At 65.0% G+C, this 23,334-nt stretch carries 23 protein-coding genes; 15 read left to right on the forward strand and 8 right to left on the reverse strand.

Annotated elements, in window-relative coordinates; all coding sequences use genetic code 11:
* Positions 1–173: 173 nt before the first annotated feature.
* Both nrdR and ITJ49_RS14450 read left to right on the forward strand, forming a co-directional pair.
* Positions 174–650, forward strand: coding sequence for a transcriptional regulator NrdR (gene nrdR / locus ITJ49_RS14445; RefSeq protein WP_055957553.1), 477 nt, complete (start codon positions 174–176; stop codon positions 648–650).
* A complete protein-coding gene (locus ITJ49_RS14450) occupies positions 647–1,714 on the forward strand; it encodes a quinone-dependent dihydroorotate dehydrogenase (RefSeq protein ID WP_194606303.1) in 1,068 nt (355 codons plus the stop codon). The genes nrdR and ITJ49_RS14450 overlap by 4 nt, the downstream gene beginning before the upstream one ends.
* Before the next feature lie 92 nt (positions 1,715–1,806).
* On the opposite strand, the gene ITJ49_RS14455 is transcribed toward ITJ49_RS14450, so the two are convergent.
* Complete coding sequence (locus tag ITJ49_RS14455) at positions 1,807–2,400, reverse strand: DUF3043 domain-containing protein (RefSeq protein ID WP_370544537.1); 594 nt, start codon at positions 2,398–2,400, stop codon at positions 1,807–1,809.
* Between the two features lie 44 nt (positions 2,401–2,444).
* Between ITJ49_RS14455 and ITJ49_RS14460 the strand changes: the two genes are divergently transcribed.
* The 5 genes from ITJ49_RS14460 (at position 2,445) to ITJ49_RS14480 (ending at position 7,613) form a co-directional block, all read left to right on the forward strand.
* Positions 2,445–3,866 (forward strand): dipeptidase, encoded by a 1,422-nt coding sequence (locus tag ITJ49_RS14460; protein ID WP_194606304.1) that lies wholly within the window; start codon positions 2,445–2,447, stop codon positions 3,864–3,866.
* A 51-nt stretch (positions 3,867–3,917) separates the two neighbouring features.
* Entirely contained in the window at positions 3,918–4,280 is a 363-nt protein-coding gene (gene erpA, locus ITJ49_RS14465) for an iron-sulfur cluster insertion protein ErpA (RefSeq protein WP_194606305.1), read from the forward strand.
* Between the two features lie 251 nt (positions 4,281–4,531).
* Positions 4,532–5,428, forward strand: a complete 897-nt coding sequence (gene coxB, locus ITJ49_RS14470; RefSeq protein WP_055957565.1) for a cytochrome c oxidase subunit II — start codon at positions 4,532–4,534, stop codon at positions 5,426–5,428.
* A 9-nt stretch (positions 5,429–5,437) separates the two neighbouring features.
* Positions 5,438–7,183, forward strand: a complete 1,746-nt coding sequence (ctaD, locus tag ITJ49_RS14475; RefSeq protein WP_194606306.1) for a cytochrome c oxidase subunit I — start codon at positions 5,438–5,440, stop codon at positions 7,181–7,183.
* Between the two features lie 7 nt (positions 7,184–7,190).
* Positions 7,191–7,613, forward strand: coding sequence for a cytochrome c oxidase subunit 4 (locus tag ITJ49_RS14480; protein WP_055957571.1), 423 nt, complete (start codon positions 7,191–7,193; stop codon positions 7,611–7,613).
* A gap of 932 nt (positions 7,614–8,545) precedes the next feature.
* Here the strand turns inward: ITJ49_RS14480 and ITJ49_RS14485 are convergent.
* The 4 genes from ITJ49_RS14485 to ITJ49_RS14500 form a co-directional block, all read right to left on the reverse strand.
* Positions 8,546–10,234 carry a cytochrome bc complex cytochrome b subunit gene (locus ITJ49_RS14485; RefSeq protein WP_370544538.1) on the reverse strand — a complete coding sequence of 563 codons (1,689 nt, stop codon included), beginning with the start codon at positions 10,232–10,234 and terminating at the stop codon, positions 8,546–8,548.
* A complete protein-coding gene (locus ITJ49_RS14490; protein ID WP_055961778.1) occupies positions 10,231–11,301 on the reverse strand; it encodes a ubiquinol-cytochrome c reductase iron-sulfur subunit in 1,071 nt (356 codons plus the stop codon). Before ITJ49_RS14490 ends, ITJ49_RS14485 begins: the two co-directional genes overlap by 4 nt.
* Positions 11,302–11,375: 74 nt before the next feature.
* Complete coding sequence (locus ITJ49_RS14495; RefSeq protein WP_123943708.1) at positions 11,376–12,230, reverse strand: c-type cytochrome; 855 nt, start codon at positions 12,228–12,230, stop codon at positions 11,376–11,378.
* 21 nt (positions 12,231–12,251) lie between these two features.
* On the reverse strand, positions 12,252–12,887 hold the full coding sequence (locus ITJ49_RS14500; protein ID WP_084815852.1) for a heme-copper oxidase subunit III: 636 nt from the start codon (positions 12,885–12,887) through the stop codon (positions 12,252–12,254).
* Positions 12,888–12,988: 101 nt separating this feature from the next.
* Here ITJ49_RS14500 and trpD point away from each other — a divergent pair, with 101 nt between their 5' ends.
* Positions 12,989–14,041, forward strand: coding sequence for an anthranilate phosphoribosyltransferase (gene trpD, locus ITJ49_RS14505; RefSeq protein WP_194606307.1), 1,053 nt, complete (start codon positions 12,989–12,991; stop codon positions 14,039–14,041).
* Positions 14,042–14,108: 67 nt separating this feature from the next.
* Here trpD and glpK read toward each other — a convergent pair whose 3' ends face one another.
* Complete coding sequence (gene glpK, locus ITJ49_RS14510; RefSeq protein WP_055957577.1) at positions 14,109–15,626, reverse strand: glycerol kinase GlpK; 1,518 nt, start codon at positions 15,624–15,626, stop codon at positions 14,109–14,111.
* A 122-nt stretch (positions 15,627–15,748) separates the two neighbouring features.
* Entirely contained in the window at positions 15,749–16,468 is a 720-nt protein-coding gene (locus ITJ49_RS14515; protein WP_194606308.1) for an MIP/aquaporin family protein, read from the reverse strand.
* A 219-nt stretch (positions 16,469–16,687) separates the two neighbouring features.
* Between ITJ49_RS14515 and dhaK the strand changes: the two genes are divergently transcribed.
* The 3 genes from dhaK to dhaM are packed head-to-tail and all read left to right on the forward strand — an operon-like array spanning position 16,688 to position 19,084.
* Complete coding sequence (dhaK, locus tag ITJ49_RS14520) at positions 16,688–17,689, forward strand: dihydroxyacetone kinase subunit DhaK (RefSeq protein ID WP_055957583.1); 1,002 nt, start codon at positions 16,688–16,690, stop codon at positions 17,687–17,689.
* Positions 17,690–17,743: 54 nt separating this feature from the next.
* The gene (gene dhaL, locus ITJ49_RS14525; protein ID WP_194606309.1) at positions 17,744–18,388 is read left to right on the forward strand and encodes a dihydroxyacetone kinase subunit DhaL; all 645 of its coding nucleotides are present in this window, start codon (positions 17,744–17,746) and stop codon (positions 18,386–18,388) included.
* Between the two features lie 3 nt (positions 18,389–18,391).
* Entirely contained in the window at positions 18,392–19,084 is a 693-nt protein-coding gene (gene dhaM / locus ITJ49_RS14530; RefSeq protein WP_194606310.1) for a dihydroxyacetone kinase phosphoryl donor subunit DhaM, read from the forward strand.
* Between the two features lie 13 nt (positions 19,085–19,097).
* Here dhaM and ITJ49_RS14535 read toward each other — a convergent pair whose 3' ends face one another.
* Positions 19,098–19,517 carry a YchJ family protein gene (locus ITJ49_RS14535; RefSeq protein ID WP_194606311.1) on the reverse strand — a complete coding sequence of 140 codons (420 nt, stop codon included), beginning with the start codon at positions 19,515–19,517 and terminating at the stop codon, positions 19,098–19,100.
* Positions 19,518–19,581: 64 nt separating this feature from the next.
* Between ITJ49_RS14535 and ITJ49_RS14540 the strand changes: the two genes are divergently transcribed.
* The 4 genes from ITJ49_RS14540 (at position 19,582) to ITJ49_RS14555 (ending at position 23,321) form a co-directional block, all read left to right on the forward strand.
* Complete coding sequence (locus ITJ49_RS14540) at positions 19,582–19,764, forward strand: hypothetical protein (RefSeq protein ID WP_055957592.1); 183 nt, start codon at positions 19,582–19,584, stop codon at positions 19,762–19,764.
* Positions 19,765–19,783: 19 nt separating this feature from the next.
* Positions 19,784–21,226, forward strand: coding sequence for an argininosuccinate synthase (gene argG / locus ITJ49_RS14545; RefSeq protein ID WP_194606312.1), 1,443 nt, complete (start codon positions 19,784–19,786; stop codon positions 21,224–21,226).
* A 221-nt stretch (positions 21,227–21,447) separates the two neighbouring features.
* Positions 21,448–22,662 carry a histidine kinase gene (locus ITJ49_RS18270; protein WP_194606313.1) on the forward strand — a complete coding sequence of 405 codons (1,215 nt, stop codon included), beginning with the start codon at positions 21,448–21,450 and terminating at the stop codon, positions 22,660–22,662.
* Positions 22,659–23,321 (forward strand): response regulator transcription factor, encoded by a 663-nt coding sequence (locus ITJ49_RS14555; RefSeq protein ID WP_194606314.1) that lies wholly within the window; start codon positions 22,659–22,661, stop codon positions 23,319–23,321. Before ITJ49_RS18270 ends, ITJ49_RS14555 begins: the two co-directional genes overlap by 4 nt.
* Positions 23,322–23,334 lie beyond the last annotated feature (13 nt).

Here is a 23,334-nt window from a genome sequence, read left to right on the forward strand (position 1 = left end):
AAGCTCGGGCGCGGCGCGTGTCGCAGTGCCGGGTGGCCGAGCTTGTCGAGGTCCGGCTCCGCGACACGCGTCGCACCCATAAGCTCGGGCGCGGCGCGTGTCGCAGTGCCGGGTGGCCGAGCTTGTCGAGGTCCGGCTCCGCGACACGCGTCGCACCAATAAGCTTGAGCATCATGTTCTGCCCCTTCTGCCGTCACCCCGATTCCCGAGTCGTCGACTCCCGCACGAGCGACGACGGCACGTCGATCCGCCGTCGGAGGCAGTGCCCGAACTGCGGTCGTCGCTTCACCACGACCGAGACCGCGAGCCTCTCTGTGATCAAGCGCAACGGAGTCCTCGAGCCGTTCAGCCGCGAGAAGATCATCTCGGGTGTGCGCAAGGCGTGCCAGGGGCGACCCGTGACAGACGGCGACCTCGCTCAGCTGGCTCAGAAGGTCGAAGAGGCGGTCCGCGCGAGTGGTGCCTCGCAGATCGACGCGAACGAGGTCGGCTTGGCCATTCTCCCGCCGTTGCGAGAGCTCGACGAGGTCGCGTACCTGCGTTTCGCCAGCGTGTATCAGGCCTTCGATTCGCTCGACGACTTCGAGGCGTCCATCCGCACTCTTCGCGAAGATCACGCCACCGCGACCACGGCATCGGGCGACGAATGAGCCAGCACGACCGCAAGGGCCTCTACGACCTGATCTTCCGTACGGTCTTTGTGCGCATGGATCCTGAGAACGCCCATCACTTCGCATTCCGCTTCATCAAGCTCCTTCCCGTGAGCCCCGTGGTGGCGTCTCTTGTGCGGCGTTCCACCGGGCCTCACCGGTCGTTGCGCGTCGACACGCTGGGGCTCACCTTCTCCTCGCCGTTCGGTGTCGCTGCCGGTTTCGATAAAGACGCTAAGGGCATCGCCGGTCTCGGAGTTCTGGGGTTCGGTCACGTCGAGGTGGGCACCGTCACGGCCAAGCCGCAGCCGGGCAACGACCGTCCGCGCCTGTTCCGGCTCGTCGACGACCGGGCGGTCATCAACCGCATGGGCTTCAACAACGGCGGCGCGGTCAAGGCCGCCGGCGAGGTCGGTCGCGCCCGACACCTGCGCAATCGCCCGGTGATCGGCGTCAACATCGGCAAGAGCCGCGTGGTCGAGGTCGATGACGCCGTCGACGACTATCTCGTATCGACGCGCCTCCTCGCACCCCTGGCCGACTACCTGGCCGTCAACGTGTCGTCGCCCAACACCCCCGGGCTCCGCGGCCTGCAAGAGCTCGACAAGCTGTCGCCTCTCCTCACCGCGGTCCGCGATGCGGCGGGTACCACGCCCGTGCTGGTCAAGATCGCTCCCGATCTCGAAGACGATGCCGTACGCCGCGTCTCCGAGTTGGTCGTCGAACTCGGCCTGGCCGGAATCATCGCCACGAACACGACGCTGTCCCGCGAGGGGCTGGCAAGCGACCCATCGGTGATCGCGAAGGCGGGGGCCGGCGGCCTGTCGGGAGCACCGCTCGCGGCCCGCTCCCTCGCCGTGCTGCGAGTTATTCGCGCCAGCGTGCCGAGCGACCTCTGCGTGATCAGCGTCGGAGGGGTCGAGACGGCCGCCGACGTCCAAGAGCGAATCGACGCCGGAGCGACCCTGGTGCAGGGCTACACGGCATTCCTCTATCGAGGGCCGCTGTGGGCGAGACAGATCAACCGCGGGCTGCGCGAACTACGGCGGAATCGCAGCAAGTAGGGCGCTGGGCGCTGACAGGGCCAAAAACGAAGGATCCGGGGGCACGTGCCCCCGGATCCTTCGTCTTTGGCCCTGTGAAAGCCCGCGCGGCCCTACGCCGTCGGGAACTCGCCCCGCTTGACCTGCGGCTTCGGCAGGCGCATCGGCTTCATCTGCAGCGCGCGCATCGCGGCGTACCAGCGCAGGCCGGACTCGACCTTGTCGGCACCGCCGTGAGCGGCGGCCAGCTTGGAGCGGATCCGCTGGCCGACGAGGAGGCAGTCGATGATCGCGAAGACGAAGAAACCCCAGAGGGCGATGAGCGTGAACGCCGAGGCGGCGGGGATCAGGCTGAGGAGGATCACGATCACCATGATCGGGATCATGGCCTCGCCGACGCTCCAGCGAGCGTCGATGTAGTCGCGGACGTACTTGCGCTGTTCGCCCTTGTCTCGGGCGGGCAGGAACTTCTCTTCGCCGTTCGCGAGCCCGATGCGAGCCCGGTTGCGCTGTTCGGCGACGCGTCCGCGCTGCTCTTTGCGGGCCTCTTTGCCGACGGGGACGAGAGGTCGACGGTTGGCGGCCTCGCGCTCTTTGCGGCTGGGAGTCGGTCGACCCTTGCCGACCGGAGAGTCGACCGCGGTGGTGAACTCGGATGTCGTCTTCGACGCCGAGTTGTCAGGGGAGATGATGGGTGCCTTGGCCACGAGTGATCCTTGCAAGTTCGTCGGAGTACCTAAGATTACCTGTCATGACCGAGACCTCCTACCCCATCGAGCCGACCGACGCCGAACTCGCAGGGAAGCTGCGAGAAAGCGTCCACGCGGCTCTTCCGTCTTCCATCGCCGATCTGTCGACGCTCGTGAAGATCCCGAGCGTCTCGTGGGACAGCTTCGAGCCCGAGAACGTCGTGGCGAGCTCGCAGGCCGTCGCCGCGCTCGTCGAGTCGACAGGACTGTTCGACAGCGTGAAGACGAGTCGTGCGCCGATTGAGGGCGACGTGCTCGGTCACCCCGCGGTCCTCGCGACGCGAGCCGCCCGCAACGGCCGGCCCACCGTCCTCCTGTACGCCCACCACGATGTCCAGCCCGAAGGACGGGCTGAGCTGTGGGAGACCCCGCCGTTCGAACCCACGGTCCGCGGCGATCGGCTTTACGGGCGCGGTGCCTCCGACGACAAGGCGGGCGTCATGACGCACGTGGCGGCCCTCCGAGCGGTCCACGAGGTACTCGGCGACGACCTCAACGTCGGCGTCGTAGTCTTCATCGAGGGCGAAGAGGAGTTCGGCTCCCGCTCGTTCACGAACTTCCTCGCGCAGCATCGCGACGAACTCGCGGCCGACCTGATCATCGTTGCCGACGCCGACAACCCCTCGACGACCGTCCCCGGGCTCACCGTCGGTCTCCGCGGCAACGTCACGTTCAAGCTGACCGTCTCGACGCTGTCGCACGCTTCGCACTCCGGCATGAACGGGGGAGCGGTCCCCGACGGCATGCTCGCCATGATCAAGCTCCTGGCAACCCTGCACGACGACGAAGGATCCGTCGCAGTCGCCGGTCTTACCTCTCGTGAGGGCGACTACCCCGACTATCCCGAATCCCAGCTCCGCGAAGAGACCGGCCTTCTCGAGGGCGTCTCGCCGATCGGCACCGGCCACATCCTCAGCCGTCTCTGGTCGAAGCCCTCGATCACGGTCACCGGCATCGATGCGCCTAGCGTGCTCAACGCTTCCAACACCCTCAGCCCGGAGGTTTCGGTCAAAATCAGCGCCCGGGTCGCCCCCGGGCAGACGGCGGCTTCGGCGTTCGACGCTCTCGAAGCGCACCTGCGCGCGCACGCTCCCTTCGGTGCGCACGTCGAGATCGACGACGTCGACCGCGGTAACGCGTTCCTCGTTGACACGTCCGGCTGGGGAGTGGCCGAGGGCCTGCAGGCTCTCGAGGAGGGCTGGGGTGCGGCACCGCTCCAGGTCGGAGCCGGCGGATCGATTCCGTTCATCGCCGATCTCGCCGAGGTGTTCCCCGAAGCGCAGATCCTGGTCACCGGTGTGGAAGATCCCGACACCCGCGCTCACAGCCCGAACGAATCTCAGCACTTGGGCGTGTTCCACCGGTCAATTCTCAGCGAGGCTCTCCTGCTCGCGAGGCTCGACGGCCGAACCAACGAGGATTAGAATCAACTCAGTCGTGCACTCGTGCACATTCCGCTCTCGAAGGAGGCACTCATGACCGACACACTCACCACACCCGTCGACACCAAGGCCCACGGCATCGGTCTCACCGATGCTGCCGCGACCAAGGTCAAGAACCTCCTCACACAAGAGGGCCGCGACGATCTTCGTCTGCGCGTCGCCGTCCAGCCCGGTGGTTGCTCGGGGCTCATCTACCAGCTCTATTTCGATGAGCGTCTGCTCGAAAACGACGCCACGGTCGACTTCGAGGGTGTCGAGGTCGTCGTCGACAAGATGAGCGTCCCCTACCTCGATGGCGCTTCGATCGACTTCGAAGACACCATCGAGAAGCAGGGCTTCACGATCGACAACCCCAACGCGCAGGGTTCCTGCGCGTGTGGCGACTCCTTCCACTAGGGGTTACCAGGCGGCCGAATCGCCCGCGTGAAGGCTTCGCGCACTTGGCTCACAGTGAACGAAAGGGAACCATTCAGACGAATGGTTCCCCTTCGTTTTTTCGTCTCCACATCGAGCGAACCGCGGGAGCGAGCGGCGGAAGCACCCCCAGCCTGCGAGTAGGCTAAGCATGTTCCGTTTCTTACTGTGAGCCCTCGGGCCTGGTGACGAAATGGAGCGCGCCCCACAGTTGAGTCATCCGAGAGGTAACAGTGCGCTCAAAACGTCGTCTCCGACTCGCAGCCATTCCCGTGGCTGCAGTCTCGATCCTTGCCCTGTCGGGCTGCACCGAGCAGCAGATGATGGGATGGCTCCCGACGGAGCGCGGCACGACTAACCACGTCAACGCCACCATCGGTCTCTGGGTCACCTCCTGGATCGTTCTCCTCGGAGTGGGTCTCATCACCTGGGCGCTGATCATCTGGGCAGTCGTCGTGTACCGCCGCCGGAAGGCTGACACGGGCCTCCCCGTCCAGCTGCGCTACAACATGCCGATCGAGATCTTCTACACGATCGTGCCGCTGTTCCTCGTGCTCGGCTTCTTCTTCTTCACGGCCCGTGACCAGGCTGACATCGAGAAGCCAACGGCCAACCCCGACCAGACCATCACGGTCTACGGCAAGCGTTGGGCATGGGACTTCAACTACATGGACACCGCCAACAAGGCGAACAGTGTCTACTACCAGGGCATCCAGGCGCAGGAGCTCGGCGACGGCAACGTCGACGAGTCCAAGCTGCCTACACTGCACCTCCCCGTCGGCGAGACCATCAAGATCGAACTCAAGTCTCGCGACGTCATCCACTCGTTCTGGGTCGTCGACTTTCTCTACAAGAAAGACATGATCCCGGGCAAGACGAACTACGAGTACTTCACCCCTCTCAAAGAGGGCACCTTCACGGGTAAGTGCGCGGAGCTGTGCGGCGAGTACCACTCGCTCATGCTCTTCAACGTGAAGGTCGAGTCGAAGGCCGACTACCAGGCTTATCTCGACACGCTCCGTACCGAGGGGAACGTGGGTGACCTGGGCGACCAGTACAACACCAACACCAACGAACCCGACAACAAGGCCCCGGTCGCCGCAGGCACCGACAGCACCTCGAGCAAGTAAGGCCATTCGATGAGCTCAGCCACTGCAACCCGTCCTGCGACCGGCGGTCAATCGTCACAGCAGAACTTCAACACGACGCGCGTCGGCCGTAAGGGCAACGTCGTCGTCCGGTGGATCACCTCCACCGACCACAAGGTCCTCGGGTACATGTACCTGATCACCTCGTTCATCTACTTCCTCATCGGGGGAGTGATGGCTCTCGTCATCCGAGCGCAACTCTTCGCGCCCGGTGTCGACATCCTTCAGACCAAAGAGCAGTACAACCAGCTCTTCACCATGCACGGCACGGTCATGTTGCTGCTGTTCGCCACTCCGCTCTTCTCCGGCTTTGCGAACGCGATCATGCCGCTTCAGATCGGTGCGCCCGACGTCGCGTTCCCGCGTCTGAACGGCTTCGCGTTCTGGCTGTACTTCTTCGGTGCCATCGTGGTCATCGCCGGGTTCCTCACCCCGGCGGGTGCGGCATCATTCGGCTGGTTCGCCTATGCGCCGCTCTCCGACACGACCTTCACTCCCGGGCTCGGCGGAAACCTCTGGGTCTTCGGTCTCGCCCTGACCGGGTTCTCGACAATCCTCGGTGGCGTCAACTTCATCACGACGATCATCACCATGCGCGCCCCGGGCATGACCATGTTCCGCATGCCGATCTTCGTGTGGAACACCCTCGTCACGTCGATCCTCGTGATCATGGCCTTCCCGGTTCTCGCAGCGGCCCTCTTCGGCCTCGGTTTCGACCGAGTCTTTGATGCCAACGTCTTCAACCCCGCCAACGGCGGTGCCATCCTCTGGCAGCACCTCTTCTGGTTCTTCGGCCACCCCGAGGTCTACATCATCGCGCTGCCGTTCTTTGGCATCGTCTCCGAAATCTTCCCCGTCTTCAGCCGCAAGCCGATCTTCGGGTACAAGACCCTCATCTACGCGACCATCGCGATCGCTGCTCTGTCGGTGACCGTGTGGGCGCACCACATGTACGTCACGGGTTCCGTGCTCCTGCCGTTCTTCTCGCTGATGACGATGCTCATCGCGGTACCGACCGGCGTGAAGATCTTCAACTGGGTCGGCACCATGTGGCGCGGCTCGATCACGTTCGAGACCCCCATGCTCTGGGCGATCGGGTTCCTCATCACCTTTACGTTCGGTGGTCTGACCGGTGTGATCTTGGCATCGCCTCCTCTCGACTTCCACGTGTCCGATTCCTACTTCGTGGTGGCGCACTTCCACTACGTGGTGTTCGGTACGGTCGTCTTCGCCATGTTCGCCGGCTTCTACTTCTGGTGGCCGAAGTGGACGGGCAAAATGCTCAACGAGCGTCTCGGCAAGATCCACTTCTGGCTCCTCTTCGTCGGGTTCCACACCACGTTCCTGATTCAGCACTGGCTCGGCGTGATGGGTATGCCGCGTCGGTACGCGACCTATCAGCCCGAAGACGGCTTCGAGTGGATGAACCAGCTCTCGACGGTGGGTGCCATGCTCCTCGGCGTTTCGATGCTGCCGTTCATCTACAACGTTTACATCACCGCTCGGGTTGCTCCGAAGGTGGCCGTGAACGACCCCTGGGGTTACTCGCGTTCGCTCGAGTGGGCCACGTCGTGCCCGCCGCCGCGTCACAACTTCACGTCGATCCCGCGCATCCGTTCGGAGTCTCCGGCATTCGATCTGAACCACCCCGAGGCGGGTCTCCCCGTCGGTGTGGGTCCGTTGAAAGACGCCCCTGACGCCCCCACGTACGACGCTTCTGACGAGAAAGTAAAGTAGTCCGGCAATGAGAGCCCAATCGAACATCTTCTGGATCCTCGCGGTCTTCTTCTTCGTGGCCGACGCCGGCTACACCGTCTGGAGTCTCCTGTCGACTGAATTCCAGAAGGTGGAGTGGACGGGAACCCTCGGTATTGGCCTGGCCGGCATCATGTCGGTGTTCCTCGGCTACTACATGAACCGGTCGCACTTCGCCCAGTCGGGTGAACTGCCCGAAGACCGCCTCGACGCGAACATCGACGACGGCGACCCCGAGATCGGGTTCTTCAACCCGTTCAGCTGGTGGCCCATCTTCCTGGCCGCCGGTTGCACGATCGTCTTCCTGTCGCTCGCCGTCGGAATCTGGTTGATCTTCTTCGGTGTCGCCCTCACGGCGATTGCTCTCGTCGGCTGGGTCTACGAGAACTACCGCGGCGTCTACAAGCACTAAGCACCACTAACGCGTCTCGCGCCGAGCGGGGCACCACCTTCGGGTGGTGCCCCGCTTTCGTGTACGCCCGGGTTGCTAGGCGCCTCGGAGGCGCTCCTAACCGCCCGAGTCGTCCAGAGGCCATGATGACCGGAGGTAGAGGGTGACTGCGACGGCTGTGGAGGGTCCTGCGCCACGGGCGTTGAACCTCCGCGCCAGTGAGTGCCCGCGGGGTGCCCACCAGTCGACATGAGCCAGTGCGGACGGATGGTGAGCCGGGCTGCGATCACGGAGTGAGCTAGAGGCGGCGAGTGGCACGAGAGGCCGCAGGATCCGGCAGACGGGCTCTGGCCGGCTGCGACGGGCCTGGCGACGTCTGCCGGATCCTGCGGCCCCCTGGGGCCGTCCTGCGCTGGCGGGCTCCTGCCGAGCACCTCGCCCGCCCCGCCGAAGCACCGCTGACAAATCGCCTGCTATAGCGGCTCCGTCATCGCGCGCGTGATGAGGCAGGGCTCGCGCTTGCCGAATTTGACGAGACCACACGGGGCTCGCGGTACGTCACGAACCGTTTCACGCACGACTAACTGTTTTTGCGGTTAGCCATGCGTGATTCGGTTAGCCAAGGGCACGGCTAGCGGGGTTGCCCTGAGATGGTGCCTTCAGCAGGATCTCACGTTGGCCCCCCTCAACCGACGATGGCGTCGCACCTCATTCGCGGCGGCCCGACGGCATGGCGGCATGGCTCTTAGTCGCGTTTCGCACGTTTAGTCGCGAAATCGCGCGACTAGACCCGCAAAACGCGACTAGGAGTGCGCCCGCCCACGGGCCTCGGATGCGGAGCAGCGCGTCCTGCGCCCGAAGCGCGACTGCCCCAACAATCGACCATCGCGCCGCAACACGACGAAACCCGCCCGCACCGGAGGGTGCGAGCGGGTTTCGGGGGAGCGGAGCTGCTAGTGCTTGCCGCCGGGGCCGCCATCGATCTCGGCGTGCGAGTCGTGGTGCGCGGCCTCGATCTCGGCCTTGGTAACGGGCGAGATGCGATCTTCGAAGAAGAAACCCGACACGGATGCACGGATGCGCTCGACCGGAGTCACGACACCACGGGCATTCGGCCGAACCATGAGCGGCTCGTACTCGTTGTAGCTGACGAGGTTCCAGCGCTCGTAGTCGGTCAGCGGCTCGTGGACCTCGATGTACTCGCCGCCGGGGAGGCGGACAATTCGACCCGACTCGTGACCGTGAAGAACGATCTCGCGATCCTTCTTCTGCAGTGCGAGACAGACCCGCTTCGTGATCCAGAAGGCGATGAACGGACCGATCACCGTCAAGAACTGCATGACGTGGATCACCTGGTTCAGCGACAGCTTGAAGTGAGTCGCCATGAGGTCGGACGAAGCTGCGGCCCAGAGCGCTGCGTACAGCGTCATGAGAGCGGCACCGATCGCCGTACGGGTCGGGGCGTTGCGCGGGCGGTCGAGGATGTGGTGCTCCCGCTTGTCGCCAGTGACCCAACCCTCGATGAAGGGATAGAAGGCAACGGTGGCGAGCAGACCCATCAGCACGACGATCGGCACGAGGATGTTGAACGAGACGGTGTATCCGCCCCAGACGACTTCCCAGTGCGGCGGTGCGAGACGCAGAGCACCGTCGGCGAACCCGATGTACCAGTCAGGCTGGGTACCGGCGGAGACGGGCGAGGGGTCGTACGGGCCGTAGTTCCAGATCGGGTTGATCGTGAACAGCGAGGCGATCAGCACGATCACACCGAAGACGATGAAGAAGAACCCACCGGCCTTCGCGGCGAAGACGGGCATGACCGGAACGCCGACGACGTTGTTGTTCGTCTTGCCGGGGCCAGCGAACTGCGTGTGCTTGTTGATGACGAGCAGGAGCAGGTGAGCGCCGAGCATGGCGATCAGGAGAGCCGGCAGCAACATGATGTGCAGCGAGTAGAGGCGGCTGACCACCGCGGTACCGGGGAACTCTCCACCGAAGAGGAGGTAGCTGATCCAGACGCCGATGACGGGGATGCCCTTGACCATTCCGTCGATGATCCGCAGACCGTTACCGGACAGCAGGTCGTCGGGGAGCGAGTAGCCGGTGAAGCCCTCGGCGAGAGCCAGGATGAACAGGACGAAGCCGATGAACCAGTTGATCTCGCGGGGCTTGCGGAACGCACCGGTGAAGTAGATGCGCAGCATGTGCAGGCCGATGGCCGCGATGAAGAGCAACGCCGCCCAGTGGTGGATCTGGCGGAACAGGAGACCACCGCGGATGTCGAACGAGATGTTCAGCGCCGACTGCATCGCCGCCGACATATCGATTCCCTTGAGCGGCACATACGAGCCGTTGTAGGTGACCTCGGCCATGGACGGCTGGAAGAAGAAGGTCAGGAACGTACCCGACAGCAGGATGACGACGAAGCTGTAGAGCGCGACCTCGCCGAGCATGAACGACCAGTGGTCGGGGAAGATCTTGCGACCGACCTCTTTGACGAGTCCGGAGATGCTGGTGCGCTCGTCGACGTAGTTGGCGGCGGCACCCATGAACTTCATGCCCTTGGCCGGTCGAACCGGGGCGTTGCCCTGTTCGGCGTAGCTGGTGGGCTGGGATTCGGTTGTTGTGGTGGTGGTGATCATGCGCGGTCACGCTCCCAGAAACTCGGGCCTACGGGCTCGTGGAAATCGCTCTGAGCCACGAGGTAGCCTTCGGCGTCGACCGTGATGGGCAGCTGGGGGAGCGGCCGAGAGGCCGGGCCGAAGATGACCTTGCAGTTGTCGGTGACGTCGAACGTCGACTGGTGGCAGGGGCAGAGCAGGTGGTGGGTCTGCTGTTCGTACAGCGCGACCGGGCATCCGACGTGAGTGCAGATCTTGGAGTAGGCAACGATTCCGTTGTACTGCCAGTTCTCGCGACCCTCGGGCTCATTGAGGTCGTCGGGGTTGAGCCGCATGACGAGGACGGCGGCTTTGGCTTTCTCTTCGAGCAGATCTTCGGATTCGAGCAGGCTTTCCGGGATCACGTGGAAGGCCGAACCGAGGGTCACATCGGCAGCCTTGATGCGCGTGCCGGAAGGGTCAAGGGTGAGGTGCATGCCCTTTTTCCAGAGTGTATGCCGCAGGACGACATTGGGGTCGACCTTGGGGCCAAGGTCGCGGAAGATGACCACGCCAGGAAGGATGAAGGCGAAGAGCGCACCGAAGAGGCTGTTGCGGATCAGGCTGCGTCGGCCGAAACCGGACTCTTTGTTACCGAGTTCGAAGACTTCAGCGGCTTTGGCGCGAGTTGCGTCGGAGCCACGGGTGCCGTGGCGCATCTCGGTGATTTCGCGCGCCGGCATGATGGTTTTCGACCAGTGAACGGCACCGATGCCGATGGCCAGGAGGCCGAGTGCGATACCGAGACCGAGGAAGAGGTTGTTCAGCCGGATCGAGCCGGTGTCGCCCGGGGTGATCGGGAACGCGATGTAGGCGGCCACCGCGAGGCAGCTGAACACGATCGAGGCGAAGAACAGAGTGGAGACCTGGCGGGCCGCCTTCTTCTCTTCGACCGGGTCGATGTCGGTGACGCGAAGGTGGTGCGCGGGCTCACCCGGGTTCTCGAAGGGATCCGTCGGGATGACCGCCGTGCCGGCGGAGACCTTCAGCGGCTCGCTCTTCTCGACAGCCGAGCCCGCCTGGGGGGTCTCGTCGTCGTGATCTGCCATGGTGCTGCCTTTCGGTGAGCTCTTCACTCTATAAATCGTTGACTCTGGGCCTAGAGAGCCCGGGGATGATGCTGCTAGTTCGAGCGGGCCGTCAGCCACACGGTGATCGCCACGATGGCGCCGAGACCGAAGATCCAGATGAACAGACCCTCAGAGACCGGACCGAGGTTGCCCAACTCGAAGCCACCGGGAGAAGGGTTCTTCTCGAGGTACTTCAGGTAGGTGATGATGTCGGCCTTCTCCTGAGGAGTGATGTTCAGGTCGTTGAACACCGGCATGTTCTGCGGGCCCGTGAGCATGGCCTCGTAGATGTGCTTCGAGGTGACGCCCTTGAGTGCCGGCGCAAACTTGCCCTGCGTGAGCGCTCCGCCGGCGCCGGCCACGTTGTGGCACATGGCGCAGTTGATGCGGAAGAGCTCGGCACCCTTGGCGGTGTCGCCGTTGGCCTGGAGGTACTTCGTCTCGGGCTCGGACGGACCAGTGCCGAGCGAGGCAACGTAAGCGGCCATCGCCTGGATGTCTTCGTTGGTGAACTGCACGGGCTTCTTCAGCGCCTGCGGGCCATTCGCCGCCGCGGGCATGCGCCCTGTTCCGACCTGGAAGTCGACCGACGCCTCGCCGACGCCGACCAGGCTCGGTCCGGCCTCGGTGCCGGAACCATTGACGTTGTGACAGGTGGCGCAGTTCGCAGCGAAGAGCTTCTTACCCTCGTTGACCGTGGCCTGCGAGTTGCTGGAGGTGCTGGTCTCGGCGGTGGCGGTCGACGTGAACAGCGCGTAAGCGCCACCCGTGGTGAGGAGGCCCACGACGATGAGCGAGACGGTCGCGAGGGGAGACCGGCGACCCGTTCGCTTCGACTTGGCGCCGGCCGATTTGCGGGCGCCCTTTGTCGCTGACGAAGCGAGCTTTGCTGAGGGAGAGATCTTCATGGGGAGCAGGGGATCCAATGCCTATTTGAGGATGTAGATGACCAGGAACAGGCCGATCCACACGACGTCGACGAAGTGCCAGTAGTACGAGATCACGATGGCGCTCGTGGCCTCCCGGTGACCGAAGTTCTTCACCGCGTAGGCGCGACCGATGATGAAGAGGAAGCAGAGCAGACCGCCGGTGACGTGCGCGGCGTGGAAGCCGGTAGTCAGGTAGAAGGCGGAGCCGTAGGCGCTCGACTGCAGCGTCACGTGCTCGGAAATGAGGTTCGTGTATTCGTACATCTGGAGAGACACGAACACGGCGCCCATGGCATACGAGAGGAAGAACCATTCGACGAGGCCCCACTTGGAGACCTGGAAGAGCTTGCCGGTGCGCTTGCCCTGGAGGCGCTCCGCCGCGAAGACACCGAACTGGCAGGTGACGCTCGACAGCACCAGGGTGATGGTGTTGAAGGCGGCGAACGGAACGTCCAGCTTCTCGGTCTGGGAGGCCCAGAGCTCGGGAGAGGTGCTCCGCAAGGTGAAGTAGATCGCGAAGAGCCCGGCGAAGAACATCACCTCGCTTCCGAGCCAGACGATGGTGCCTACGGCAGCGGTGCTGGGCCGGTTGACAACCGGTCCGCCTGAAGGTCTCGAGAGAGAGGTACTTGTCACAGGTTCATTATGGCCGATAAACCGCCGAGAATTTCGCCTCCACAGACTGCCAGTCTCGATGACGAGATATCTGAAAGAAGCCGCTCAGTAAGCTGAGAGCCATGTCGAACGCACTCTCGTGGCCCCGTCTTCTCGATTCCCTCCTGGAGGGGAACGACCTCTCGATCGCCGATGCCACCTGGGCCATGGAGCGCGTGATGGTGGGCGAGGCGACCGACTCGCAGCTCGCCGCGTTCCTCATCGCCCTGCGTGCCAAGGGCGAGACCGTGGACGAGATCGTGGGCTTCCGTGACGCGATTCTGGCGCACGCGTTGCCCCTCGCCGTCGACACCATGGGGGTCGACATCGTGGGTACCGGCGGAGATCGTTTCGGCACGGTGAACGTCTCCACCATGGCCTCGATCGTCGTGGCGTCGGCCGGAGTGCCGGTGATCAAGCACGGCAATCGGGCCGCGAGCTCCTCATCGGGGTCGTCTGATGTCTTGAGTGCTCTCGGAATCGATCTCGATCGTGACCCCGCGCGTGTCGCCGCGGTATTGGGTGAGGTGGGCATCACCTTTGCGTACGCCGCGGCGTTCCACCCGGGCTTCAAGCACGCGGCCGCCACTCGTCGCGAGATCGGCGTGCCGACCGTGTTCAACTTTCTCGGTCCGCTCACGAACCCAGCACGGCCCGAGGCGAGTGCGGTCGGTGTGGCCAATGCCTCCAAGGTCAACCTCGTGGTCGGTGTGTTCCAGACCCGCGGCGCCACGGCTCTGGTGTTCCGCGGCGACGACGGTCTCGACGAGCTCACCACCACCGGCCACAGCCACATCTGGGAGATCTCGGGCGGCTCGGTGACCGAGCACGACCTCGATCCGCTCGAGCTCGGAATTCCTCGCTCCCGGATCGACGACCTTCTCGGCGGAGACCCCGAGCACAACGCCGAGGTGGCCCGTCGAACGTTGGCGGGGGAGCGGGGCGCGGTGCGCGACATCGTGCTTCTGAACGCGGCGGCCGGTCTGGTCTCGTTCCGACTGGCCCAGGATCCGGCCCAGCGCGATCGACCCATCGCCGAACGCTTCCGCGAGCAGCTCGTGGTCGCCGCCGACGCCGTCGACAGTGGGCGTGCGACCGCGAAGCTCGCGGAGTGGGTGGCCGCCACGCGGGCGTGACCGCAGGCAGAAAGCCCCGCCAGGTGGATCCTGACGGGGCTTTCTCTGTGTCTCTCGGGTCAGCGCGCTAGTTCACGTCTTCGTCGACCCAGTCGAAGGTCTTCGTGACCGCCTTCTTCCAGAGTCGGATCTGACGGTCGCGTTCGGCCTCGTCCATCGACGGGGTCCAGCGGGCGTCTTCCTGCCAGTTGGCGCGGAGGTCGTCGAGGTTCGCCCAGAAGCCGACGGCGAGGCCAGCGGCGTAGGCGGCTCCGAGCGCGGTGGTCTCGGCGACCACCGGGCGGACGACGGGAACGCCCAGGATGTCGGCCTGGAACTGCATGAGAACGCTGTTCGCGGTCATGCCGCCGTCGACCTTGAGTTCGGTCAAATCGACGCCCGAGTCGGCATTGACCGCGTCGAGCACCTCGCGGGTCTGGTAGGCGGTCGCTTCGAGTGCCGCGCGGGCGATGTGACCCTTGTTCACGTACCGAGTCAGGCCGACGAGGGCTCCGCGGGCGTCGGAGCGCCAGTACGGAGCGAAGAGCCCGGAGAAGGCCGGTACGAAGTAGGCCCCGCCGTTGTCGTCGACGGTTGCGGCCAGCGTCTCGATCTCGGGAGCCGACGAGATCAGCCCCAGGTTGTCTCGCAGCCACTGCACGAGGGAGCCTGTCACTGCGATCGACCCCTCGAGGGCGTAGTGGGTCGGGCCGTCTCCGAGCTTGTACCCGATGGTCGTGAGCAGGCCGTTCTCGCTCTTGACCTTCTCCTCACCGGTGTTGAAGATCAGGAAGTTACCGGTGCCGTAGGTGTTCTTCGACTCACCCTTGTCGAACGCGGCCTGGCCGAACGTGGCGGCCTGCTGGTCGCCGAGGATGCCCGCGATAGGCACTTCGCGGAGGAGCGAGGACGAGGAGGCATAGCCGTAGATCTCGGACGACGACTTGACCTCGGGGAGCATGGAGGCCGGGACGCCGAAGACGTCGAGGATGTCTTGGCGCCACTCGAGGGTCTCGAGGTCGAGGAACAGGGTGCGGGAGGCGTTCGTCACGTCGGTCACGTGCACGCCGCCGTCGACTCCGCCGGTGAGGTTCCAGAGCACCCAGGTATCGGTGGTACCGAAGAGGAGATCGCCCGCCTCCGCCTTCTCGCGGGCACCCTCGACGTTCTCGAGGATCCAGACGATCTTCGTTCCGGCGAAGTAGGTGCTGAGGGGGAGACCGACGATGTCTTTGAAACGCTCGACCCCGCCGTCTTTCGCAAAGCGATCCACGATCTCTTGCGTGCGGGTGTCTTGCCAGACGATCGCGTTGTACACGGGCTCGCCGGTGTTCTTATCCCAGACAACAGCGGTCTCACGCTGGTTGGTGATGCCGACGGCCTTGATGTTGTGCCGCGTGATGTTGGCACGGCTGAGCGCCTGGCCGATGACCTCGCGGGTGTTCTCCCAGATCTCTTTGGGGTTGTGCTCGACCCAGCCGGCGCGGGGGAAGATCTGTTCGTGCTCGAGTTGACCCGTCGACACGATCGAGCCCGAGTGATCGAAGACGATCGCGCGGCTCGAGGTGGTGCCCTGGTCAATTGCGAGGATGTAGTCGTCGCTCACTAGTGGTGCTCCTTCGTCGTTGATGGATGCTGCAGAGAAAGCTGATGGAGAGGTGTCGAGGCGAAAAGAACGGGTGACCTCACTCTCGCGAAATCACCCGTCCTTAGTCTGTGAGGCCCGTGTCAGGCCATGGGGAGGAGGGCCATCGACGCGAAGGCGGCGAGAGCGCCACCGACGAGCGGGCCGACGACGGGAACCCAGGCGTAGCCCCAGTCGCTGCCACCCTTGCCCTTGATGGGAAGGAAGGCGTGGGCGATGCGCGGGCCGAGGTCACGCGCGGGGTTGATCGCATAGCCGGTCGGGCCACCGAGGGAGGCGCCGATACCGACCACGAGCAGTGCGACGGGGAGAGCGCCGAGTTCGGAAGGCGACTTGCCGTTGCCGATACCGATGATGACGAAGACGAGCACGAAGGTCGCGATGACCTCGGTCACGAAGTTCCAGCCGTAGCTGCGGATCGCCGGGCCGGTCGAGAACACGCCGAGCTTGGCAGCCGGTTCGGGCTCCTCATCGAAGTGGTTCTTGTAGGCCAGGTACACCAGCACGGCGCCGATGATGGCACCGACCATCTGCGCCAGGACGTAGATCAGGAACTGCGGGAAGTCGATGTTCCCGAGGATGAGCTGCGCGATGCTGACGGCCGGGTTCAGGTGGGCACCCGACTTGTACGACACCAGGATTCCGGCGAAGACCGCGAGGCCCCAGCCGAAGTTGACCATGAGCGTTCCGCCGTTGAAGCCCTTGCTCTTGACGAGAGCGACGTTCGCGACGACGCCACCACCCAGGAGCAGGAGCATTGCGGTTCCCACCGTTTCGGAGAGAAAAATTGTTCCCAGATCCACTTCGACCGTCCTTATGTCGTCTAGGCAGAAACTCCCCTGCTGGGTGCTCTGCGGTGAGCGTGTGTCAACACAGTAGCGCTGTGCCGAGGCATTCCGATACAAACACCCTCGGACTTTGTTTCGTGTCTGGCTGTGTCCGTTAGAAGAAGGCTACGGTGGGGCAACACCCCCTGTCGTGGCGCACGTCACGGCGTGTCGCCCGCAGCCTGGAGGCCTTCAATGAAGAAGCTCATCAACGATCCGAAGAACGTCGTCGACGAATCCGTCGAGGGATTCGGGCTGGCGCACGCCGACCTGGTGACGGTCTCGCCGGATCCTTTGTTCGTCGTCCGCGCGGGGGGAGCGACGCAGGGGCACGTCGGCATCGTCTCCGGCGGTGGCTCCGGCCACGAGCCGCTTCACGCGGGCTTCGTCGGCCACGGAATGCTCACCGCCGCCGTGCCCGGTCCGGTGTTCACCTCGCCCACACCCGACCCCATCGTCGCCGCCACGATCGCCTCAGACGGCGGCGCGGGCGTGCTGCACATCGTGAAGAACTACACGGGCGACGTCTTGAACTTCGAGACCGCCGCCGACCTCGCCGACGCCGAGGGAATCCGCGTCGTCTCGGTGATCGTCGACGACGACGTCGCCGTCAAAGACAGCCTGTTCACCGCTGGGCGGCGCGGTGTCGCCGGCACCGTCGTCGTGGAGAAGTGCGCCGGAGCCGCGGCGGAACGGGGCGACGACCTCGATGCCGTAGCTGCCGTGGCGACGAAGGTGAACTCGGTGACCCGCACGATGGGTGTGGCCCTGGCAGCAGGCATCGTGCCGCACGCGGGGGAGCCGAGCTTCACCCTGAGCGACGACGAGATCGAGATCGGCATCGGGATCCACGGCGAGCCCGGCCGCGAGCGGATCGCGTTGGAGCCCGCCGACGCGATCGTCGATCGGATGCTGGGGCCGATCCTCGACGACCTGCCCTTCGAATCGGGTGACCGAGTGCTGCTCTTCGTCAACGGAATGGGCGGTACTCCACTGCTCGAGCACTACATCGTCTATCGCCACGCCGCCTCCGTGCTCGCCGAGAGAGGCATCGAGGTCACGCGTAGCCTCGTAGGCAACTACGTGACGAGCCTCGAGATGCAGGGCATCTCCATCACCGTCACGAAACTCGACGACGAGTTGACCGAGCTGTGGGACGCCCCTGTCGAGACCGCCGCCCTCCGGTGGGGTCGCTGAGCAGTCGGATCCTTCGGTCTGTCAGTCGAACGCAACACGAAAGGACGCCATTACATGAGCCTCGGTATCTCCTGGGTCACTGCCTGGATCGACGACACCGTAGAGGTCGTCTCTCACAACCGGACCCGCTTGAGCGAACTCGACCGCGAGATCGGCGATGGCGATCACGGCGAGAACCTCGATCGGGGTTTCTCCGCGGTCAAGATCAAGTTCGACACCCTGCCCGACGACGCGACCCCTGGGTCGGCGCTCAAGCTCGTGGCCACCACGCTGATCTCGACCGTCGGCGGCGCTTCGGGCCCTCTCCTCGGCACGGCGTTCCTCAAGGGCGCGCAGGCACTCGGAGACGCGTCCGAGATCGATGCCGACGGTGTCGTCGCCCTGCTCACCGCGGCCCGCGACGGCGTCGTGCTGCGCGGCAAAGCAGAGCCGGGTGACAAGACCATGATCGATGCGTGGACCCCTGCCGTCGACGCGGCGGGGGAGGCCGCCGCAGCAGGTGGCTCACCCGCCGATGTTCTTCGCGCCGCGGCGGCAGCCGCGTCAGCCGGAGCCGAATCCACCGAGCCGCTCGTCGCTCGCAAGGGCCGCGCGAGCTACCTCGGCGAACGCGCTATCGGTCACCGAGACCCCGGGGCGGAATCCTCCGCTCTCATCATCACGGCTGCTGCCGACGCGGCCGCCGCCACGGAAGGCTAATTCATGGCATCACCGGTTGGAATTCTGATCGTCTCGCACAGCGCGAAAATCGCCGAGGGGGCACTCGAGCTCGCTAAGCAGATGGCTCCGAGCGTCACCGTGGTCGCTGCCGGCGGCACCGACGAGGGCGCCTTGGGCACAAGCTTCGAGAAGATCTCGTCCGGAATCACCGCCGCCCAGCAGGGAAGCGGCGTCGTGGTCCTGTGCGACCTCGGTTCGGCGATCCTCACGGCCGAAACGGCTCTCGACTTCCTGGACGACGCCGAGCGAGCCCTCGTGGTCATCGCCGACGCGCCGATCGTCGAGGGGGCTGTCGCGGCAGCCGTCGCATCGGAGACGGGCGGATCCCTGCATGACGTCACGGCCGCGGCCCGGACTGCCACGGGCATCGCCGATCCCCACGCCGACGAACGGAGCCTCAGCCGCGCCGAAGTGCAGGGCGCAGTCGAGCGGTCTGCGACCCTCGTCAACCCTTCGGGGCTGCACGCGCGACCGGCCGCCGAATTCGTCAAGCACGCCGGCGCCTTCGAATCGACGATTCAGATCAACGGTGTCGACGCGAAGAGCCTGCTTCGCATCATGGGTCTCGGGCTGCCCAAGGGCTCAACAGTGTCGATCGTGGCAACCGGACCGGATGCCGGTGAGGCGGTGGACGCGCTGATCGAGCTCGTCGAGGGTGGTTTCGGCGAGCTCTGACTCGTCTGCTGCATCAGACGGCGCTCACATACAACCAGCGGCCCGACTTCTTCGAGAACGTCGAGCGCTCGCGAAGAATGTGGGCGCCGTCGTCGTCTCGATAGTGCGCCCGGAACTCGACGATTCCCGTGGTGTCGAGCATGCCGCCGCGTTCGGTGGCGATGATGTCGAGACGGTACCAGCGCACGCCCTCGTCGAGGTCGAGCGAATCGGGCCGAAGCGCAGGATCCCACGTGGCGAGCAAGTAGACCGCGTCGCCGACCGCAAAGGCCGAGTACCGAGACCGCATTAGGCGTTCTGCAGTCGGTGCTACTGCCAGGCCCCGGTGTAGTGGCCCGCAGCAGGCGCCGTACGTCTCGCCACTCAGGCACGGGCAGCGGGCGGTGTCGGCGAGCGTCGTCGAGGGGAAGTCGGACGCGGGGGAGGAGGTCACGGTGGCGCGGATCCTTTGCTCGGTCGGGAGCGTAACGTTCAGCTACACCCAGAAGGAGAATGCCATGCGTGCCTTAGTCCTCGTCGTCGCAGCCGTAGCGACCACCCTGTTCGTCGTCAACTCTCGAAAGAACGGTGCCCTTGCGCCGAAGTCGACGAAACGAAAGAAGGCGATTGGGCGTGCGGCGAAGCAGAAGCCCGGGCAGGTGGTCGTGCCGAAGACCCCGAAGGTCAAGCGCGGGGTCTGATCCCGCTAGGGTTTTGGGTATGTCCAAAGTCTTGAGCTCTCTTCCCGTCGGCGAACGCGTCGGCATCGCGTTCTCCGGTGGTCTCGACACGTCGTGTGCCGTCGCCTGGATGCGAGAGAAGGGTGCCGTTCCCTGCACGTACACGGCCGACATCGGCCAGTACGACGAGCCCGATATCGACTCCGTCGCGGTGCGGGCGAAAGAGTACGGTGCCGAGGTCGCTCGGCTTGTCGATGCTAAGAGCGCATTGGTCGAAGAGGGCCTCGTCGCTCTCCAGTGCGGTGCGTTCCACATTCGCTCCGGCGGCAAGACGTACTTCAACACGACGCCCCTCGGCCGCGCCGTGACCGGCACGATGCTGGTGCGCGCGATGAAAGACGACGATGTCGATATCTGGGGCGATGGCTCGACCTACAAGGGCAACGACATCGAACGCTTCTACCGTTACGGCCTCATGGCGAACCCGCGCCTGCGCATCTATAAGCCATGGCTCGACGCCGACTTCGTGAACGAGCTCGGTGGCCGCACCGAGATGAGCGAATGGCTCGTGGCGCGAGGCTTCCCGTATCGCGACTCCACCGAGAAGGCCTACTCGACCGACGCCAACATCTGGGGTGCGACTCACGAGGCGAAGAGCCTCGAAGAGCTCAGCGCCGGCATCGACTTGGTCGAGCCGATCATGGGTGTCGCCGCCTGGCGCGACGACGTCGAGGTCGCCACCGAGGTCGTCGCGGTCCGCTTCGAGGCGGGCCGCCCGGTCGCCATCAACGGCGTCGAGTTCTCCGACCCCGTCGCACTCGTCTACGAGGCCAACGCCATCGGTGGTCGTCACGGCCTCGGGGCCTCCGACCAGATCGAAAACCGCATCATCGAGGCGAAGAGCCGCGGCATCTACGAGGCGCCCGGAATGGCCCTGCTCCACCTCGCCTACGAGCGCCTGCTCAACGCGATCCACAACGAAGACACGGTCGCCGCCTATCACAACGAGGGCCGCCGTCTTGGCCGACTCATGTACGAGGGGCGCTGGCTCGACCCGCAGTCGCTCATGCTCCGCGAATCCCTGCAGCGGTGGGTCGCCTCCGCCGTCACCGGCGAGGTCACCGTGCGCCTTCGCCGCGGTGACGACTACACGATCCTCAACACGACGGGGCCGCAGCTCAGCTATCACCCCGAGAAGCTGTCGATGGAGCGCGTCGGCGACTCAGCGTTCGGTCCCGACGACCGCATCGGTCAACTGACCATGCGCAACCTCGACATCGCCGACTCGCGGTCTCGACTCGAGCAGTACGCGGCAGCGGGGCTCATCGGGGGAGCGACTGCCGAGTTGGTCGGAGAGCTCGAGGCGGGCGAGGCCGACCAGATTCTCGGTGGCGCCGGCGCGCCCGACTCGGCCACCGACGCACTCGGGCGGGCGACCGACGCCGCCTCCGAGTCGGCCGCGTTCGATTCCGGCACCGACTGACCCTGTCTCACGGCGTCACGCTAGACGCCACGAATGGCCCGTGTCTTTCTAAGACATGGGCCATTCGTGGAGTCTGGACGGGTGATGCGGTGAGGGGACGAAATGCGTGCTACTTGACATAATGTGCATTATCGGCGAACAGAGCGACACGAGGAGAGGGGTCTCGGAGCGTGCCCGCGGCTACCGGGACCACAGCTCCGCCGCACGCTAGCGTTACTCCTGTGTGGACCACCCTCGAACGTCGGCCGATGGTCTTCGACGCCATCATCGCCATCGTGGCGTTTGCCTTCTTCGGTGTGCTCGATGTCAGCCGCACCGGATGGGCGACTCTGCCCATCGACGCGGTGTTCGCCGTCGCGTTGCTCTTCCGTCGTCGTTCTCCCGGCGCGGCGCTCGGTATCGCCTGGGCCGGCGCCATCGCGCAACTGTTCGTCTTGCCGACGTTCATTAACGGCAACGTCCTCATCGCCGTCGTCATCTACGGCACCAGCGTCGCCGACAGTCGCCTCGTGAGTCGCCTGGGGCTCATCTCGAGCGTCGTCGGCGGAATCCTGGCAAGCGTCAAGCTCGTGTTGATCACGGGGCTGTTCCTGCCAGCGCATCAGCAGGATGGCGAGGCCGCCCTCTCGAAGGTGCTCTACTTCGTGGGCGTCGCGGGCGTCATCGCGGCGACCCTCTCGTTGTTCTGGCTGCTGGGAATGATCACCAGGATCCGCCGCGCCCTTATGAGCGAACGCGTCGACCGGCTCGAGAGCTCTCAAGAACTCCTCCGTGCCGAGTTGCGGGTGGCGCAAGAGACCGAGCGCACGCGGATCTCGCGTGAGATGCACGACGTCATTGGTCACTCCCTCGCGGTCATAATCGCGCAGTCAGACGGTGCCCGATACGCCGTAGCGAAGAACCCTCAGGTGGCGATCGAAGCTTTGGGTGTGATCAACAGTTCGGCACGCTCTGCCCTCGATGACGTCAGTGAGCTGCTGAGCGTCCTCACCGGGTCGGACGGACACGAGGGCTCGCTCGGCGTCGCCGACCTCGAGGGGCTTGCGAAGAACACTCGGGCAGCTGGCCTTGTGGTCGACATCCACGAGACGGGAAACCGGGCCCCGCTGGCGATCGGCCCTGATCTCGCGCTCTACCGTGTCGTCCAGGAAGCCCTCACCAACGCTCTCAAGCACGGCGGGCCCGGCACGACTGTCAAGGTCGATCTCGACTGGTCGGACGACGCGGTCTCGGTCCGCACCGAGACGACCGAAGGCGACGGTCCCGGTCTCCTCGGAGACGAACTGCAACCCAGCATCGGCGGCTACGGCATTCCCGGCATGATGGAGCGGGTCAGGCTCGTCGGCGGCACGGTCGACGCCCGCCCTCGCGACGACGGCACACCCGGCTTCCGAGTCGACGCGCGAATCCCCCACTCCCCCGGAGGCCCCGAGTGAACCTCATCCGAATCGGCTTAGCCGACGATCAACCGCTCTTCCGGGCGGGCATCCGCATGATCCTCGACTCACAAGACGACTTAGAAGTCGTCTGGGAGGCCTCCGACGGCGCCGAAGCCGTGCGACTCGCCGTCGAGCAACCCGTCGATCTGGTGCTGATGGATCTCGAGATGCCGGTGACCGACGGGGTCGAGGCGACCACCAGGATCCTCGACTCCACCGAGACAGGAGACGTCGCGACCCGCACCAGGGTCGTCGTTCTCACCACGTTCGAGTTGAACGACAAGACGTTCCACGCCATTCAGGCCGGTGCGAGCGGCTTCCTACTGAAGAACGCCGACCCGGAGTTCTTGCTCGCGTCGCTGCGGACGATCCACTCGGGATCAGCGGTTGTAGCGCCCTCGGTGATGAGCGGGCTCGTCGAGCGGTTCGCCCGAAAGACGCCGCGGGTCGAGACCGAGGCGCTCGGGCCGCTGACAACGAGGGAGCGCGACATCTTCGCCGCGCTGGCCTCCGGGCTCAGCAATAACGAGATCGCCGAGAAGCTGCACCTGAGTGACGCGACGGTGAAGTCGCACGTGAGTCGGATCCTCGCCAAGCTGGCGCTTCGCGACCGTGTGCAGCTCGTGATCTATGCCTATGAGAACGGGCTCGTCTGAGCCTGGTCGAACG

The sequence above is a fragment of the Frondihabitans sp. VKM Ac-2883 genome (assembly GCF_015350875.1).
Classification (GTDB): Bacteria; Actinomycetota; Actinomycetes; order Actinomycetales; family Microbacteriaceae; genus Frondihabitans.

Bases quoted from the DNA above. Each gene is read 5' to 3' on its own strand.
- nrdR (WP_055957553.1), top strand. From the start codon at position 174: ATGTTCTGCCCCTTCTGCCGTCACCCCGATTCCCGAGTCGTCGACTCC.
- ITJ49_RS14450 (WP_194606303.1), top strand. From the start codon at position 647: ATGAGCCAGCACGACCGCAAGGGCCTCTACGACCTGATCTTCCGTACG.
- ITJ49_RS14460 (WP_194606304.1), top strand. From the start codon at position 2,445: ATGACCGAGACCTCCTACCCCATCGAGCCGACCGACGCCGAACTCGCA.
- erpA (WP_194606305.1), top strand. From the start codon at position 3,918: ATGACCGACACACTCACCACACCCGTCGACACCAAGGCCCACGGCATC.
- ctaD (WP_194606306.1), top strand. From the start codon at position 5,438: ATGAGCTCAGCCACTGCAACCCGTCCTGCGACCGGCGGTCAATCGTCA.
- ITJ49_RS14480 (WP_055957571.1), top strand. From the start codon at position 7,191: ATGAGAGCCCAATCGAACATCTTCTGGATCCTCGCGGTCTTCTTCTTC.
- ITJ49_RS14485 (WP_370544538.1), bottom strand. From the start codon at position 10,234: ATGATCACCACCACCACAACAACCGAATCCCAGCCCACCAGCTACGCC.
- ITJ49_RS14490 (WP_055961778.1), bottom strand. From the start codon at position 11,301: ATGGCAGATCACGACGACGAGACCCCCCAGGCGGGCTCGGCTGTCGAG.
- ITJ49_RS14495 (WP_123943708.1), bottom strand. From the start codon at position 12,230: ATGAAGATCTCTCCCTCAGCAAAGCTCGCTTCGTCAGCGACAAAGGGC.
- trpD (WP_194606307.1), top strand. From the start codon at position 12,989: ATGTCGAACGCACTCTCGTGGCCCCGTCTTCTCGATTCCCTCCTGGAG.
- dhaK (WP_055957583.1), top strand. From the start codon at position 16,688: ATGAAGAAGCTCATCAACGATCCGAAGAACGTCGTCGACGAATCCGTC.
- dhaL (WP_194606309.1), top strand. From the start codon at position 17,744: ATGAGCCTCGGTATCTCCTGGGTCACTGCCTGGATCGACGACACCGTA.
- dhaM (WP_194606310.1), top strand. From the start codon at position 18,392: ATGGCATCACCGGTTGGAATTCTGATCGTCTCGCACAGCGCGAAAATC.
- ITJ49_RS14540 (WP_055957592.1), top strand. From the start codon at position 19,582: ATGCGTGCCTTAGTCCTCGTCGTCGCAGCCGTAGCGACCACCCTGTTC.
- argG (WP_194606312.1), top strand. From the start codon at position 19,784: ATGTCCAAAGTCTTGAGCTCTCTTCCCGTCGGCGAACGCGTCGGCATC.